This is a genomic window from Pseudomonas sp. S1(2024), from assembly GCF_046557535.1.
The window spans coordinates 21,264-36,454 of record NZ_JBKGFP010000042.1 but is presented as its reverse complement, the minus strand read 5'-3'; the positions used below and the strand labels follow the sequence as shown (position 1 = coordinate 36,454).

The window sequence follows — 15,191 nt, the reverse complement described above, 5'->3', positions numbered from 1 at the left end:
GGGCACCGGAACGTTGCCACGAGAAACCGCCGATGACCCAGAAAACCCTGCCCCCCTTGAACTGGCTCAGAGCCTTCGAAGTGTCGGCGCGTTACCTGAACTTCACCCATGCAGCCGAGGAACTGCACCTCACCCAAGGGGCCGTGAGCCAGCAGATCCGCCACCTGGAGAGCCAGTTGGGAGTGGCGCTGTTCAAGCGCCTGCCCCGGGGGCTGGGGTTGACCGAAGAAGGCCAGTCCTACCTGCCGGTGGTGCAGGATGCGATAAGCCGCCTGGCGGTAGGCACCAATGAAATTTTCGGGCAACGCCAGCGTCGGCCTCTGAAAGTGCGCGGCAGCCTGTCGTTCCTGCATTTCTGGCTGGCGCCCCGCCTGGCCGATTTTCGCCGTTCGCACCCACAGGTGGACATCCGCTACATCAGCAACCTGTGGGTCAAGGAACTGGATGCAGAGGATGACCTGGAAATCCGCTGGGGCAGCGGCCAGTGGGCTGGCGTGGAGGCGCAGCGCCTGACCCGCGACCTGCTGGTGCCAGTCTGCTCCCCTGCGCTGATTGCCGGCTCCCCGCTACGCGAGCCGCGCGACCTGGCCCGCGTCCCGTTGTTGCATGTGCTGGGTTACGAGGAGGGGTGGGGTTATTGGCTGGAGCGGGTGGGCGCCGATCAGGTCGACTCTTCCAGCGGCCTGCAGTTCGACACCCTGGTGGCGACCTTGCGCATGGCGGAACTGGGGCTTGGGGTGGCACTGGCGCGCTCGTCGCTGGTCGAGGACTTGCTGCGGGAGGGGCGGCTGGTGGCGCCTTTTGCGCAGCGCATCGAGGCGAGCGAGTCGTTTTACCTGGTACGTGGCCTGGGTGAGGCGTTGTCCACGGATGCCCAAGCCTTCAGCCACTGGTTGGTGGCGATGGCCCACCGTTAATCAAATATTTACCTGGAGCACCGATGCAGTACACATCCACGCGCGGCAACGAGACACGGGTTGATTTCCGCACGGCGCTGCTTTCCGGGCTGGCCGACGATGGCGGGCTGTACGTGCCGACTGCGGTGCCGACGTTCAGCCAGCAGGATATTGCCAGCTGGTCGTGGTTGCCGTTCGACGAACTGGCCTGGCGGGTAATGGCGCCGTTTGTCGGCGACACGCTCGATGAGCCGACCCTGAGAGCGCTGGTAAGCGACAGCTACCGCGGCTTCAAGCACCGTGGCATCGCACCGCTGCAGCAGATTGGCCATAACGAATGGATCCTGCAGCTGTTTCACGGGCCTACCCGTTCCTCCAAGGATTTCGCCGCGCAGTTGCAGGCGCGGCTCATCCGCCATTTCCTGGGCCCCGATTGCGAACGGGTCATGCTGGTCGGTGCCAGCAACGGCGATACGGCGGTGGCCGCTATCGAAGCCTTGCGGCATTGCCCTACGGCACGCTTGCTGGCGCTTTACCCCAGTGCCGGGACACCGGCCGACCGGGCGGCGGTGATGCGCAGTGCCGCTTCCGAAAGCGTGAGCTGCGTGGCCGTGGACGGCAGCTTCGATGACTGCCAGTCGCTGGTGTCGGCGCTGCTGCGTGCATGGCCGTGCCCCGGGCTGATACCCGTGAGCTTCAATTCGACCAACTGGGTCGGCGTGCTGGCGCAGATCGTGTTCTATTTCCACGCGGCGCTTCAGCTGGGTGGTGGGATTCGGCCGGTGGGTTTCAGCATCCCCACGGCCAGTTTTGCCGAGATCTACGCGGGGTTCATTGCCCAGAAAATGGGCCTGCCAATCAACCAGATCATTGTTTCCACCAACCGCAACGATGCCTTGCACCGGTTCATCCACTGCAATCGCTACAGCCGTGGTTCCACCAGCCAGACCTTGTCGCCGGTCATGGACTTTTCGCTGTTCTCCAACCTGGAACGTTTCGTCTGGGAGCTGTATGACCGCGATGGTGGGGCGACCCGGGCACTGATGGAGCATTTCGAGGATTGTGGCGAGTTGAGCATCGGCAACCGCCAGTGGCTGCACGCGCGCATGCTGTTCGACTCCTATGCCGTGGATGACGCGCTGATTCGCGAAGAAATCGTCACGCTGTTCCAGGAAACCGGCTGCGCAGTAGACCCACACGCTGCTACCGGGGCATTCGCCGGGCGCCTGCACCGGCGCAACATTGGTGCGCCGATCGTCACGCTGGGCCAGTTTGCCCCGGAAAAGTCTGCCGGGTTGCTGGCGGAGCTTGGGGCCTGGCATGGCGAGGTGCCGGCCTGTGGTGTTGGCAGCGCAGGCGTTGGGCCGCTGCTGGCGCCAGAGGACCTGGCGGGGGTTCATGAGATATTGGCCCGGTTGCAGGCAGGACGATGAAGCGCATCCTCGACCCCCTGGACGAGCGAATTCTCGCCGAACTCACCGCCAATGCACGCATTGCCCATGCCGAACTGGGGCTCAAGGTGAACCTGTCGCGTAATGCGGTACGCCAGCGCATCGAGCGCCTGGAGCGTGACGGGGCCATCCAGGGCTATACCCTGCGTATCGGTGAAGGGCGACGACCGACCTCGCTGATCAACGCGGTCATCTTCGTCTACCGCTACGACCGCATGCGCGGAGAGGCTGTGCTCGATGCGTTGCGCCAGATCCCCGAGGTGATCCAGTGTGAAGTGCTCAGCGGCGAATTCGACCTGCTGCTGCGCGTCGAGGCTTCCAGCCCGGAACGGGTGCACCATGTATGGAAGGAGATTGCCGCCATGCCAGGGGTCGAGAACACCGTGACATCGTTCGTCCTGGCCACGGTGATCTGAGACGCGCGTTTGCCTTTTGGCCCATTGCTACAACAACGCCGCCCGGGTTTGCGCCCTGGCGGCGTTTTGCATTCCGGCGGCGCGCAGGCGTGCATCGGCTACTGGTCAGATTGGCCAGTAAATACAGCGGATTGCCATATTCAACTGGCATTGCACGGCTCTTACGCTTGTCCCCATCGACCAACCGCCTGGAAAGGACAGCGAACCATGACCGAATACAAAATTGCACTTGTTGGCTTTGGCGGTGTGAACCGTGCCCTGGCCCAACTGATCGCCGAACGCAATGCGCGCTGGCAGCAAGAGCTGGGCTTTGGCCTGAAGATCGTTGGCGTCACCGACCTGTTCCTGGGGTCGGCAATCGACCGCAACGGCCTGGATGCGGCCACGCTGGCTGCTCTGCCTGCTCAGAAGGGGGCGCTGGCGCAGATCCCGCAAGGTTCGGCTGAAGCGTTCAACGAATCGGTGATCAAGCAGTCCGGTGCCGACATCATCGCCGAGGCCACATTCACCAACCCCAAGGACGGTGAACCGGCGGCAACCTTCTGCCGTTGGGCGCTGGAAGCTGGCAAGCACGTGGTCACTACCAACAAGGGGCCGATCGCCTTGCATGCTGCGGCGCTGAAGGCCCTGGCCAAGGCCAATGGTGTGTCGTTCGAGTACGAAGGCGCGGTCATGAGCGGTACGCCGGTGCTGCGCATGGCGCGCCAGACGTTGGCCGGCGCAGGCCTGGTGGGGTTCGAGGGCATCCTCAACGGCACCTCCAACTATGTGCTGACGCGTATGGAAGAGGGACTCGGTTTTGCCGATGCAGTGGCCCAGGCGCAAGCACTTGGCTATGCCGAGGCGGACCCGAGCGCCGATGTGGAGGGGTATGACGTACGCCTGAAAGTGGTGATCCTCGCCAACGAGCTGCTCGGCGCTTGCTTGCAGGTGAGTGATGTCACCTGCAGCGGGATCAGCAGCCTCGATAGCGCTGCTATCCAGCAAGCGCAGGCGGCGGGCCAGCGCTGGAAACTGATCGGCAGTGCCAGCCGTGAAACCGATGGTTCGGTGCGTGCCAGCGTCGAAGCGCGCCTGTTGCCCGGCAACCACCCTCTGGCGGGTATTTCCGGTGCCACCAATGCGGTTGCGTTCAACACCGAATTGCTGGGCGCTGTAACCGTGTCCGGCCCGGGTGCGGGGCGTGTCGAAACGGCATTCGCCCTGTTGTCGGATATCGTCGCCATCCACACTGCTGGCCGCTCGGCCTGAGGAGCAACCTTCATGAGCCTGACTTCCGTGTCCCGGGTAGCCGTTCAGCAACCCGCCTTGATCGATGTCTACAGCCCGTTCGACGGTAGCCTGGTCGGCAGCGTCGCCAACCTTGCTGCCGATGCCGTGCCAGGTCTGCTCGTGCGTGCTCGGCAGGGCGTGCACGAAAGTGCTGCGCTGCCTCGGCACCGTCGCGCCAGCATTCTGGAGCAGGCCGCCCGGCTGATCGAACGTGACGCCGCGGATTTTGCCGGCCTGATTGTCGACGAAGCGGGCAAGACCCTGCGTCAGGCCGAGAAGGAGGTGAAACGCTGCATCAACACGCTCAAGCTGTCTGCCGAGGAAGCGCGGCGCAACGCCGGCGAGGTGGTGCCTTTCGATGCCTATGAAGGCTCCGAGTCGCGCCAGGGCTGGTTCACCCGCGAGCCGTTGGGGCTGATCCTGGCCATTACCCCGTACAACGACCCGCTCAACCTGGTGGCGCACAAGCTGGGGCCAGCGATTGCTGGAGGCAATGCGGTCATTCTGAAGCCTTCGGAGCTGGCCCCGCTTTCTGCGTTGAAGCTGGTGCAGTACCTGGTTGATGCAGGGCTGCCGGAGGCTGTCGTCACCGTGGCCACTGGCGGTGCCGAACTGGGCAAGGCGCTGGTGGCCGTGCGTGAAGTGCGGATGATTTCCTTCACGGGCGGCTTCGCCACGGGTGAACAGATTGCCCGCGGGGCGGGCCTGAAAAAACTTGCCATGGACCTGGGCGGTAACGCCCCGGTGCTGGTACTGAAGGACTGCGACCTCGAGGCCACTGTCGAGTCATGTGTGTCAGGCGCATTCTGGGCGGCCGGGCAGAACTGCATCGGCACCCAGCGCATCCTGGTGGACGCTTCGATCTATGAGGCGTTCCGCCAGCGCTTCGTTGCCTTGACCCAGGCGATGGTGGTGGGTGATCCTGGCCTGCGCGAAACCGACATGGGGCCGATGATCACCGAAGGCTCGGCACGGCAGATTGAAGAGCGCGTGAGCCAGGCCCTTCAGGGCGGCGCTCGCCTGCTCTGCGGCCACAAGCGGCAAGGGGCTACCTATGTGCCGACGGTGCTGGAAGGCGTTGACCATGGCAGCCGGCTGTGGCGTGAAGAGGTATTCGCACCGGTGGTGATGCTGGCGCCTTTCGAGGATATCGAGCAGGCGATTGCATTGGCCAACGCCCCGGAGTACAGCTTGCACGCCGGTGTGTTTACCCGCGATCTGTCCTTGGCATTGAGCCTGGCGCGGCGTATCGAGGCGGGTGGCGTGATGATCAACGACTCGTCCGACTACCGCTTCGATGCCATGCCATTCGGTGGCTCCAAATATGGGAGCCTTGGGCGCGAGGGGGTGCGGTTCGCCTACGAGGACATGACCCAGCCCAAAGTCGTCTGCCTCAACCAGATGGGCTAAGAGGAGGAATCTTGATGATCGAACGGTATGGACAAGGCGAACGGATGTCGCTGGCGGTGAGCTACAGGGGCCTGTTCGAAACGGCTGGCGTGGTCGCGGACGACCTGCAGCAGGATGTGCAGGGGCAGTTGCGCCAGGCGTTGAGTACGATCGATGGGCTGATGGCTGAGGCCAACGTCGGCAAGGAACATTTGACCCGGGTTCAGTTATGGATTGCCGACTACAGCCACTTCGACCTGGTCAATGAGGTGTACGACGCCTGGTTGAAGGGGTATCCGAAACCTCCACGGGCTTGCGTAGGCGCAGACCTGGGAGAGGGGTACCTGGTCGAGGTGCAGGTGTTTGCCGTGTGCCCTGAGCGCTCCTGACCCAAAGCGGCTGACGCCCCGGGTCAGCGCACAAACCGGGGTATCGCCTTTACGTAGACCAGTTCGCCTAGCAGTTCCACCAATGTCTGCGTAATCACAGCTGCCGCCGCCAAACCGCGCATGTCTTCCGGCAACGCCAGCGCCAGCGGCAGCACTACCAGCGAATTGCGCGTGGCGGCGCTGAAGGTTACCGAGCGTGCCTCGGTCACCGGCAAGCGCAGCAAGCGCGCCGCAACGAACCCGAGCACTGGCGCCAGCAGCATGAAGCCGATGTACACCGGAATCACCGGCAGCAAACGGTCGAAATCACGCAGTACCACGGCAATCTGCGAGGCGATGACCACCACCAGCACCAGAGCCATGGCCGGTACCGGCATCCACGCCCAGGCGTCGTTCCAGGTCGAGACCGTGCGTGAGCGACGGGCGCCGGCGCTGGTGAGTACAGCGAGGACCATCGGCAGCACGATCAGCAGCACGAAGGCTTCCACGAACGGGGTGGTGGAAATGGCCACGCTGCTGTTGTCACCCAGCATCAGGGCCAGGTAGAGCGGCAGCATTGCCAGTTGTACCAACAGCAGCACAGGGGTGGCGGCCAGGGTCAGGCGGGAGTCGCCTTTGCCGATGTGGGTGAAAACCACCACGTAATCGATGCACGGTGTCAGCAACACCAGCAGCGCGCCGATGAGGATCGCCGGGTGCTCGACCAGCCCGCGGGTGATGGCCCATACCAGTAGCGGCACGAGGACGAAGTTGGCCAGCAGCAGGGCGGAAGTGAAGCGGCGGTTGCCCAGGCCTTGGCGCAGGTCGAGGAAGGGGATTTGCAGAAACATCGCGTACATCAGCACGGCGATGGCGGGGGTGACCAGGACTTCCATGTGGCGCGCAGTGTCGCTGGTCAGCACTCCGAAAGCGACGGCGGCCAGCACGGCGGCGAAGTAGATCGGGATCTGGTGGGTTTCGAGTTGCTCTCTGGTCAAGGTCCGGCCTGTGCTCGGTGCTGTGGAGGGGGCACAGGGTAATACGAGATAGCAGCACGGTGTCGCGGTTTTTGTGGGATCGGCCTTGTGTCGCGAAAGGACCGCAAAGCGGTCCCGGCAATCTCGATGGCGAAGTTGCAATCGTGGGGCCGCTGCGCGCCCCTTTCGCGACACAAGGCCGCTCCCACATTGACCGTATCGACTTCAAGTCTTGCAGCCTGCGTCAAACGAAAAAGCCCGGCACTAGGCCGGGCTTTTTCCTGTCAGGCAATCGCCAATCAGTTGCCGTAAACCGGCAGCTTCTTGCAGATGGCCTTGACCTTCTCACGCACGGCGTCGATCACCGCTTCGTTGTTCAGGTCAGCCAGGATGTCGCAGATCCAGCCAGCCAGCTCGCGGCACTCGGCTTCCTTGAAACCACGGGTGGTAACGGCTGGGGTGCCGAAACGCAGGCCCGAGGTGACGAACGGGGAACGTGGGTCGTTCGGTACCGAGTTCTTGTTGACGGTGATGAAGGCTTTGCCCAGGGCGGCGTCAGCGTCCTTGCCGGAGATTTCCTGCTTGATCAGCGACAGCAGGAACAGGTGGTTCTGGGTGCCACCGGAAACCACGTCGAAACCACGCTCGATGAACACGCTGGCCATGGCCTGGGCGTTCTTCACGACCTGCTGCTGGTAAGCCTTGAACTCAGGCTGCAGGGCTTCCTTGAAGCAGATGGCCTTGGCAGCGATGACGTGCTCCAGCGGGCCACCCTGGGCGCCAGGGAAGACGGCGGAGTTCAGCTTCTTCTCGATCTCTTCGTTCTTGCGAGCGAGGATCAGGCCGCCGCGCGGGCCGCGCAGGGTCTTGTGGGTGGTGGTGGTGACCACGTCGGCGAACGGAACAGGGTTCGGGTACACGCCAGCGGCAACCAGGCCGGCAACGTGGGCCATGTCGACGAACAGGTAGGCACCGACCTTGTCGGCGATGGCGCGGAAGCGGGCGAAGTCCAGAACCTGCGAGTAGGCCGAGAAGCCGGCAACGATCATCTTCGGCTTGTGCTCGACAGCCAGGCGCTCGACTTCGTCGTAGTCGATCAGGCCGTTGCTGTCGATGCCGTACTGGATGGCGTTGTACAGCTTGCCCGAGGAGCTTACCGAAGCACCGTGGGTCAGGTGGCCACCGTGGGCCAGGCTCATGCCCAGGATGGTGTCACCGGCCGACAGCAGGGCCAGGTAGACGGCGGCGTTGGCCTGGGAGCCGGCGTGCGGCTGGACGTTGGCGTAGTCGGCGCCGAACAGTTCCTTGGCACGGTCGATGGCCAGCTGCTCGACGACGTCGACGTACTCGCAACCACCGTAGTAGCGCTTGCCTGGGTAGCCTTCGGCGTACTTGTTGGTCAGGACCGAGCCCTGGGCCTCCATGACTGCCGGGCTGGTGTAGTTTTCCGAAGCGATCAGCTCGATATGCTCTTCCTGGCGCAGAGCTTCTTGCTGCATGGCTTCGAAGAGCTCGGCGTCGTACTTGGCAATGGTCAAATCACGGCTGAACATGGCGGTCCTCAAGGATCGGGGTGAATTGGGGGGGCATTCTAACCGATTGATCCGCGGCTGGCATATGAAGTGGCATCAAGTCGCGGACCAATGGGCTTCACGTTGCATCCCGCGCCGTGTCTGGGCTGGGCGGGAACTGGAGTTGACTCGCAGGTCCGTTTTTTTGGGGGCGCTGTGCGCCCCATCGCCGGCAAGCCAGCTCCCACAGGTACTGCACAGGGCTCGAGGTCTGTGCGGTCGAGGTGGGAGCTGGCTTGCCGGCGATAGGGCCAGTGCAGGCAACTGCTCAATGGAACATGAAGAGCTTCTCGTTGGCGAACTGCGCCTCGAACTGATGCGCCGGCATCGGCCGCCCGAACAGGTAGCCCTGCACCTCGTCGCAACCATGCTCGCGCAGGAACTCCAGCTGCTCGTGGGTCTCCACCCCTTCGGCGATCACCGCCAGGTTGAGGCTGTGGGCCATGGCGATGATCGCCCGGGCAATCTGCGCATCCTGTTCGCCTTCGGGCAGGCCGTCGACGAAGGTGCGGTCGATCTTCAGCACGTCGATCGGGAACTGCTTGAGGTAGTTCAGCGACGAATAACCGGTGCCGAAGTCGTCCACCGCGATGCTCAGGCCGAGGTTTTTCAGGCTGGCGAGAATCTGCATGGCTTCGTTCACTTCGCGCATCAGGATGCTTTCGGTCAGCTCCAGCTCCAGGCACGCCGGTGGCAGGCCGGTTTCTTCCAGAATGGTGGCGATGCGCGTGCCCAGTTGGCCGTCGGAGAACTGCCGCGCCGAGATGTTCACCGACACCTTGGGCACGCGCACCTTGGCCTTGTGCCAGGCCTTGAGCTGGCGGCTGGCCTCGCGCAGCACCCAGTCGCCCACGTCCACCACCAGGCCCAGTTCTTCGATCACCGGGATGAATTCGCCCGGCGGGACCAGGCCGCGGGTCGGGTGGCGCCAGCGCAGCAGGGCTTCTGCGCCGGTCAGGCGCTTGCCGTCGCCACTGAACTGCGGCTGGTAGTAGAGGATGAACTCGTTCTGCTCCATGGCATGGCGCAGGTCGCTCTCCAGCTCCAGGCGTTCCAGGGCGCTGGCGTTCATCTCCGCCTGGTAGAACTGGAAGTTGTTCTTGCCGCGCTCCTTGGCGTGGTACATGGCGGTGTCGGCGTTTTTCATCAGTTGGCTCAGCTCGCTGCCGTCCTGCGGGCTGAGGGCGATGCCGATACTTGCGGTAACGAAGAACTCGCGGTTTTCCAGCACGAACGGCCGCACCAGGCTGCCGAGGATGTTCTCGGCCACGTGGATGGCGCGGTTGAGTGCCATCTCACGGGTAGCGCGCGGTTGCAGCAGCAGGGTGAACTCGTCGCCGCCCATGCGCGCCACTGTGTCGTCGTTGTCCACGCAGGCCAGCAGGCGCTGGGCCATGTCCTTGAGCATGCGGTCGCCGGCAGCGTGGCCGAGGGAGTCGTTGATCGGCTTGAAGCGGTCCAGGTCGAGGAACATCAGCACCACCCAGGCCTTTTGCCGCTCGGCCTGCTGCAGGGCGTTGTACAGACGGTCCTGGAACAACGTGCGGTTGGGCAGGTGGGTGAGGGCGTCGTAGTAGGCCAGGCGGTGGATGCGCTGTTCGCTGGCCTTGCGCTCGCTGATGTCGGTGAAGAAACACACGTAGCTGGCCAGGTCGCCTTCGTCGTCCAGCACTGCGGTAATGCCGACCCAGGCCGGGTAGTGGTCGCCGTCGCGGCGCTTGAGCCACATTTCGCCCTCCCAGCTGCCGCGCTGGTAAAGCTGCTTCACCACGTAGCGCAGGTGGCCTTCCTGCTGCTCGTCGACGGTAAGCATGCCCGGCAACTGGTCGAGCACCTCGCTGACGGCGTAGCCACTGACGCGGCTGAACGCTTCGTTGGCCTGGACGATATAGCCCGCCGGGTCGGTGATAAGGATGGCCGAGGTGGAGTGCTCGAATACCGTCGCGGCCATGCGCAGGTCTTTCTCGGCACGGCGTTGCTGGCTGATGTCGCGGCCAACCCCGAGCACGCCTTCGAAGCGCTCTTCATCGTCCCACACCAGCACCAGGCGCAGTTCGATGGGGATCTTGCGGCCATCGGCGCGCAGGCAGTCGAAAAGGAACAGCTGGGTGGGCAGTTGGTTGCGTAGCTGGGCCAGCTGGGCCGGGTCGCCCATGGCCTTGCTGACGCGCTCCATCAGGCTGTAGATGCCGGTGAGCTGGGACGGGTTGGCGATGATCGACTGCCAGCCGTTGGCGAAGATCCAGTCGGCCTGGTAGCCCAGCACGCTTTGCACCGAGGGGCTTACGTAGTTGAGCTGGAGCAGCCTGTCGGTAGAGAAGATCACGTCGCTGATGCTTTCGGCGAGCATGCGGTAGCGCTGCTCGCTGTCGCGCAGCGACTGGCTGGCCTCGATCTGCACCGTCACGTCCTTACCCACGCCGATGATGCGAGTCACCAGGCCGTCGGCGTCACGGGTCAGCACTTGTTCGCGGATGTCGTAGCAGCGCCAGCCGCCATCACGGTGGCGGAAACGCAGCTGGCAGTGCAGCGGCTGGTCATGGCCGCTGTCGCGCTGTTGCTGGCGCAGCGCCTGGTAGTGCGTGGCATCCTCGGGGTGCAGCAGCAGCTCCCAGAAGCGCTCGCCCATCTGCGCCAGCTCGGTACGGTCGTAGCCCAGGGTCTGGCCGAGGTGGCGGTTGCTGAAGATCATGCGCTGGCTGAGCACGTCCTGCACATACAACTGGTCGGGCACGGTGCGCACCACGTCCGACCAGAAGCTTTCGCGCTCCAGCAGCGACAGCTCCACCTGCTTGCGGCTGGTGATGTCGCTGATGCTGAGGATGACCGCCTGGTAGTCGCGGCGCTGCTGCGGCAGGCGGGCCATCAGCCACAGGTGCAGCTCGCCACCCAGCGGCGCCGGCAGGCGCACCTCCAGCTCCAGCAGCGGGCGTTGCTCGATCAGCGCGTCGATCAGCTGCATGCCGATGCTGTCGCGGCCATCGCCAGTGCCATCGATCAGGCGCTGCCAGGCACCTTCGTGGCTGTCGATGTTCAACAGTTGGCGGGCGACCTGGTTGATCTCGGTGATCTTCAGCTCCAGCAGCAGCGAGCGGCGCAGGTTGGGGTCCAGGGCCAGGCTGTGTTTGAGCGCGGCACGGTTGCGCAGGTGGTAACGGTCGAGTTGGCCGGGCAGGCTGGACAGGTCGAGCACACACAAGGCCACGCCGGTGCCTTCGAAAATTTCCTGATAGCGCCGGCGGTCGTCCTGCAGCGCCCGTTGGCGGCGGCGCATGTTGACCAGGGCCAGCATCGGCAGCAGGGCGCAGAACAGCACCAGCAGGCATTTGCCGAGCAGCGCCGGCAGCAGCTTCTGTTGGGCCAGCTTGGCGTCGAACAGGCCGCGCAACTGCCAGGTACTGTTGTCGATGAAAGCCAGCATCACGCTTTGCAGCGGTTCGTTGCTGGTAACGGCCGGCGCATGGCTTTGCAGTACCTCGCCGTTGCGGCTGTTTTCCAGCAGCCACAGCGGGTGGCCGGCACCATCCAGGTGGAGGGTGAGGGTGCGGTAGTAGTCCGGCGACAGGCGCAGCAGCCAGTAGCCGCGGCCCTGTTCGGTGGCCTGGCGTAGCAATAGGTAGACGGTTCGGTTGTCGCCCGAATTGGTGAAGAAGTACGGGCTGCCCTGGTTCAGCCTAAGCAGCTCGTCAAGCAAATGGCGGTCGGGGCTGCCGGCCAGGCTGTCGGCCTGCACCTGCCCGGTAGCGTCCAGCCAGGCCATGCTCTGCAGGGCCGGCAGGCGCTCGCGAAGGGTGCCCAGCAGGCTGGGCAGGGCCGAGGGCGTCGGCGCCTTGAGGTAGGGCTGCACCACATTCACGGCCTGTTGCGCCTTGAGGGCCATGTTCAGGCTCAGGTGGTCGGCCAGTTCGGCGGTGGCGTCCAGGCTCTGTTTGCGCAGGTCGGCCTGGGTATGGTTGAACTGGGCGAACAGCTGCCACAGCAGCAGGCCCAGCAGGATCAGGGCCAGCAGCGCCAGCGCACCCTTGATCGACCCGCGCAGCGAGGCCACGGGCGCCTGTGGCGCGGAACGCAATGTCGACGGATGAGTAAGATTGGTCAAGCGTTGATCCTGCGATTGGGCTGGCGATGGCAGGGATGGATCATGCACGGTGTGTGCCGGTGTCTGGTTGCCAGACCGCGGTGGCGCACTATAAGGCCGGACACCCGAAACGGGCTAGCATGCCTAGGATTATGGCAAAGTGCCAGCCGATGTGACCGGTGGTGCCTGCCCGGTGGTTCGGCAAGCCCCTGCAACCTGTGCGAGAATAGCGCCCGCTTCAAATGACAACGCATCGGAGATGTTCGGTTTTGGTTACTCACTTTTCCTCCAATGGCCTCGATTCCGCCTGCGGGCGCAGCAGTCAGACCCTTGTCAGCACTGCCGTGACCGAGGATGTATCCTGCAAGTCTTGCCAGCGTTCGCTGAGCAAACCCGAGGCGGCAGCTGTCGCCAAGAGCAAGAGCCCATCGCTGGCTGAACTGCGCAAGACCGCCAAGGCGGCAGTTGAGCCGGCTGTTACCGTGGCCGAGGTCAAGCCGACGGCCAAGGTTGTCAGCGTGCCTGCGGCCGCCAAACCGGCAAAAGCTGCCGAGCAGCAGCCGGCTCGTAGCGGTGGCTTCAGCGTGAAGTCCGCCTGGGCCGCGCGCCTGGCCGAGCAGGGCGACCGTTGCCGCTTGCCGCGGGGCAAGGCCAAGCAGCGTCACGTCTGAGTCATCTCTGGCTGCCGTGCCGGCCTTTTCGCGGGCTCGCCCGCTCCCACAGGGATCCCTGATTGCTCAGGGCCTGTGGGTCAACCTGTGGGAGCGGGCGTGCCCGCGAAGAGACCGGTACAGGCAATAGATTCTCCCCGGTCCTACCCCCCACCATCCGCCCCTCCTATGCAACGCCGCGCGTTGGCGTAGAATGGTCGACTTTGTTCAATGACACCCCGTAAATACATCCCCCTGGCCAGCGCGCCGGGGCGATCGTCGATGTCTTTACCTATCTGATTAGAGGGCTTGGTTTTGGCTCAATACGTCTACACCATGCATCGGCTGAGCAAGGTCGTGCCGCCGAAGCGGGAAATTCTCAAGAACATTTCCCTGTCGTTCTTCCCGGGCGCCAAGATCGGCGTGCTCGGCCTGAACGGCGCGGGTAAATCGACCCTGCTGCGGATCATGGCGGGCGTCGACAAGGAATTCGACGGCGAAGCCCGTCCGATGCCCGACATCAACGTCGGCTACCTGCCACAGGAACCGCAACTGGACCCGAACAAGTCGGTGCGCGAAGTGGTCGAGGAAGCGGTCAGCGTGATCAAGGACGCCCAGGCGCGCCTGGACGAGGTCTATGCTGCCTACGCCGAACCGGATGCCGACTTCGACAAGCTGGCCGCCGAGCAGGCCAAGCTGGAAGCCATCCTGCAGGCCGCTGACGGCCACAACCTGGAGCGCCAGCTGGACGTTGCCGCCGACGCCCTGCGCCTGCCGGCCTGGGATGCACGCATCGAGCACCTGTCCGGTGGTGAGAAGCGCCGAGTGGCCCTGTGCCGCCTGCTGCTGTCGGCCCCCGACATGCTGCTGCTGGACGAACCGACCAACCACCTGGACGCCGACTCGGTGGCCTGGCTGGAGCGCTTCCTGCACGACTTCCCAGGCACCGTGGTAGCCATTACCCACGACCGTTACTTCCTCGACAACGTCGCTGGCTGGATCCTGGAACTGGACCGCGGCGCCGGTATCCCGTACGAAGGCAACTACTCGGGCTGGCTGGAAGCCAAGTCCGAGCGTCTGGCGCAGGAATCCAAGCAGCAGAGCGCCCACGAAAAGGCCATGAAAGAGGAACTGGAGTGGGTGCGCAAAGGCGCCAAGGCCCGCCAGTCCAAGTCCAAGGCACGTCTGCAGCGCTTTGAAGAAATGCAGTCGCAGGAATTCCAGAAGCGCAGCGAAACCAACGAGATCTACATCCCGGCCGGTCCGCGCCTGGGCGACAAGGTCATCGAGTTCAAGAACGTCACCAAGGGCTACGGCGACCGCGTGCTGATCGACAACCTGTCGTTCTCCATGCCTAAAGGCGCCATCGTCGGTGTGATCGGTGGTAACGGTGCCGGTAAGTCGACCCTGTTCCGCATGCTGATGGGCAAGGAACAGCCGGACTCGGGCAGCATCGAGATCGGTGAAACCGTGCAGCTGGCCTGCGTCGACCAGAGCCGCGAAGACCTGGACGGCGGCAAGACCGTGTTCCAGCAGGTTTCCGACGGCTCTGACATGATCCGCATCGGCAACTACGAGATCCCGTCGCGTACCTATGTGGGCCGCTTCAACTTCAAGGGTGGCGACCAGCAGAAGTTCGTCAAGGACCTGTCCGGTGGTGAGCGTGGCCGCCTGCACCTGGCCCTGACCCTGAAGGAGGGCGGTAACGTCCTGCTGCTCGACGAACCGTCCAACGACCTCGACGTCGAAACCCTGCGTTCGCTGGAAGAAGCCCTGCTGGACTTCCCGGGCGCGGCGATCGTGATCTCCCACGACCGTTGGTTCCTGGACCGTGTGGCTACCCACATCCTGGCGTACGAAGACGACTCGAACGTGGTGTTCTTCGAGGGTAACTACACCGAGTACGAAGCCGACCGCAAGAAGCGCCTGGGCGATGCTGCTGCCCAGCCGCACCGTGTACGGCACAAGAAGCTGGCCCAGTAAGCCGGTGTTCTGATGCACAAGAATGGGGCCCTTTGCGGCCCCATTTTTGTGCCTGGCTGGAAAGTGGTGCTGGCTTCATTCGCGGGCATGCCCGCTCCCACAGGAGCCCCTGGAACCAAGGCCTGTGATGAACCAGTGGG

Annotated in this window: 11 protein-coding genes; 8 read left to right on the top strand and 3 right to left on the bottom strand. The window is 64.0% G+C overall.

Going from position 1 to position 15,191, the window contains the following annotated elements; genetic code table 11:
- The first annotated feature begins 32 nt into the window (after positions 1–32).
- From ACLCGK_RS11935 to ACLCGK_RS11910, 6 genes are all read left to right on the top strand, one after another.
- Positions 33–917, top strand: coding sequence for a LysR substrate-binding domain-containing protein (locus ACLCGK_RS11935; protein WP_410952060.1), 885 nt, complete (start codon positions 33–35; stop codon positions 915–917).
- Between the two features lie 23 nt (positions 918–940).
- Positions 941–2,329, top strand: a complete 1,389-nt coding sequence (locus tag ACLCGK_RS11930) for a threonine synthase (protein ID WP_015268885.1) — start codon at positions 941–943, stop codon at positions 2,327–2,329.
- A complete protein-coding gene (locus ACLCGK_RS11925; protein WP_015268886.1) occupies positions 2,326–2,763 on the top strand; it encodes an Lrp/AsnC family transcriptional regulator in 438 nt (145 codons plus the stop codon). Before ACLCGK_RS11930 ends, ACLCGK_RS11925 begins: the two co-directional genes overlap by 4 nt.
- Before the next feature lie 207 nt (positions 2,764–2,970).
- Positions 2,971–4,014 (top strand): homoserine dehydrogenase, encoded by a 1,044-nt coding sequence (locus tag ACLCGK_RS11920; RefSeq protein WP_013970806.1) that lies wholly within the window; start codon positions 2,971–2,973, stop codon positions 4,012–4,014.
- A gap of 12 nt (positions 4,015–4,026) precedes the next feature.
- A complete protein-coding gene (locus tag ACLCGK_RS11915; RefSeq protein WP_123085685.1) occupies positions 4,027–5,445 on the top strand; it encodes an aldehyde dehydrogenase family protein in 1,419 nt (472 codons plus the stop codon).
- A gap of 44 nt (positions 5,446–5,489) precedes the next feature.
- Positions 5,490–5,813, top strand: coding sequence for a RidA family protein (locus ACLCGK_RS11910; protein WP_322265735.1), 324 nt, complete (start codon positions 5,490–5,492; stop codon positions 5,811–5,813).
- Positions 5,814–5,836: 23 nt separating this feature from the next.
- On the opposite strand, the gene ACLCGK_RS11905 is transcribed toward ACLCGK_RS11910, so the two are convergent.
- From ACLCGK_RS11905 to ACLCGK_RS11895, 3 genes are all read right to left on the bottom strand, one after another.
- Positions 5,837–6,790 carry an arsenic resistance protein gene (locus ACLCGK_RS11905; RefSeq protein WP_410952059.1) on the bottom strand — a complete coding sequence of 318 codons (954 nt, stop codon included), beginning with the start codon at positions 6,788–6,790 and terminating at the stop codon, positions 5,837–5,839.
- 278 nt (positions 6,791–7,068) lie between these two features.
- Positions 7,069–8,322: a serine hydroxymethyltransferase gene (gene glyA, locus ACLCGK_RS11900; RefSeq protein ID WP_003256308.1), complete on the bottom strand. Its 1,254-nt coding sequence runs from the start codon at positions 8,320–8,322 to the stop codon at positions 7,069–7,071.
- A gap of 286 nt (positions 8,323–8,608) precedes the next feature.
- Positions 8,609–12,439, bottom strand: a complete 3,831-nt coding sequence (locus ACLCGK_RS11895) for an EAL domain-containing protein (RefSeq protein ID WP_410952058.1) — start codon at positions 12,437–12,439, stop codon at positions 8,609–8,611.
- A 248-nt stretch (positions 12,440–12,687) separates the two neighbouring features.
- On the opposite strand from ACLCGK_RS11895, the gene ACLCGK_RS11890 reads away from it, so the two are divergent.
- Positions 12,688–13,089, top strand: a complete 402-nt coding sequence (locus ACLCGK_RS11890; RefSeq protein ID WP_410952057.1) for a hypothetical protein — start codon at positions 12,688–12,690, stop codon at positions 13,087–13,089.
- A gap of 294 nt (positions 13,090–13,383) precedes the next feature.
- On the top strand, positions 13,384–15,051 hold the full coding sequence (gene ettA, locus ACLCGK_RS11885; protein ID WP_015268893.1) for an energy-dependent translational throttle protein EttA: 1,668 nt from the start codon (positions 13,384–13,386) through the stop codon (positions 15,049–15,051).
- Positions 15,052–15,191 lie beyond the last annotated feature (140 nt).

Excerpts from the sequence above, each read along its gene's own strand:
- ACLCGK_RS11935 (WP_410952060.1), top strand. The coding sequence starts at position 33 with ATGACCCAGAAAACCCTGCCCCCCTTGAACTGGCTCAGAGCCTTCGAA.
- ACLCGK_RS11930 (WP_015268885.1), top strand. The coding sequence starts at position 941 with ATGCAGTACACATCCACGCGCGGCAACGAGACACGGGTTGATTTCCGC.
- ACLCGK_RS11925 (WP_015268886.1), top strand. The coding sequence starts at position 2,326 with ATGAAGCGCATCCTCGACCCCCTGGACGAGCGAATTCTCGCCGAACTC.
- ACLCGK_RS11920 (WP_013970806.1), top strand. The coding sequence starts at position 2,971 with ATGACCGAATACAAAATTGCACTTGTTGGCTTTGGCGGTGTGAACCGT.
- ACLCGK_RS11915 (WP_123085685.1), top strand. The coding sequence starts at position 4,027 with ATGAGCCTGACTTCCGTGTCCCGGGTAGCCGTTCAGCAACCCGCCTTG.
- ACLCGK_RS11910 (WP_322265735.1), top strand. The coding sequence starts at position 5,490 with ATGTCGCTGGCGGTGAGCTACAGGGGCCTGTTCGAAACGGCTGGCGTG.
- glyA (WP_003256308.1), bottom strand. The coding sequence starts at position 8,322 with ATGTTCAGCCGTGATTTGACCATTGCCAAGTACGACGCCGAGCTCTTC.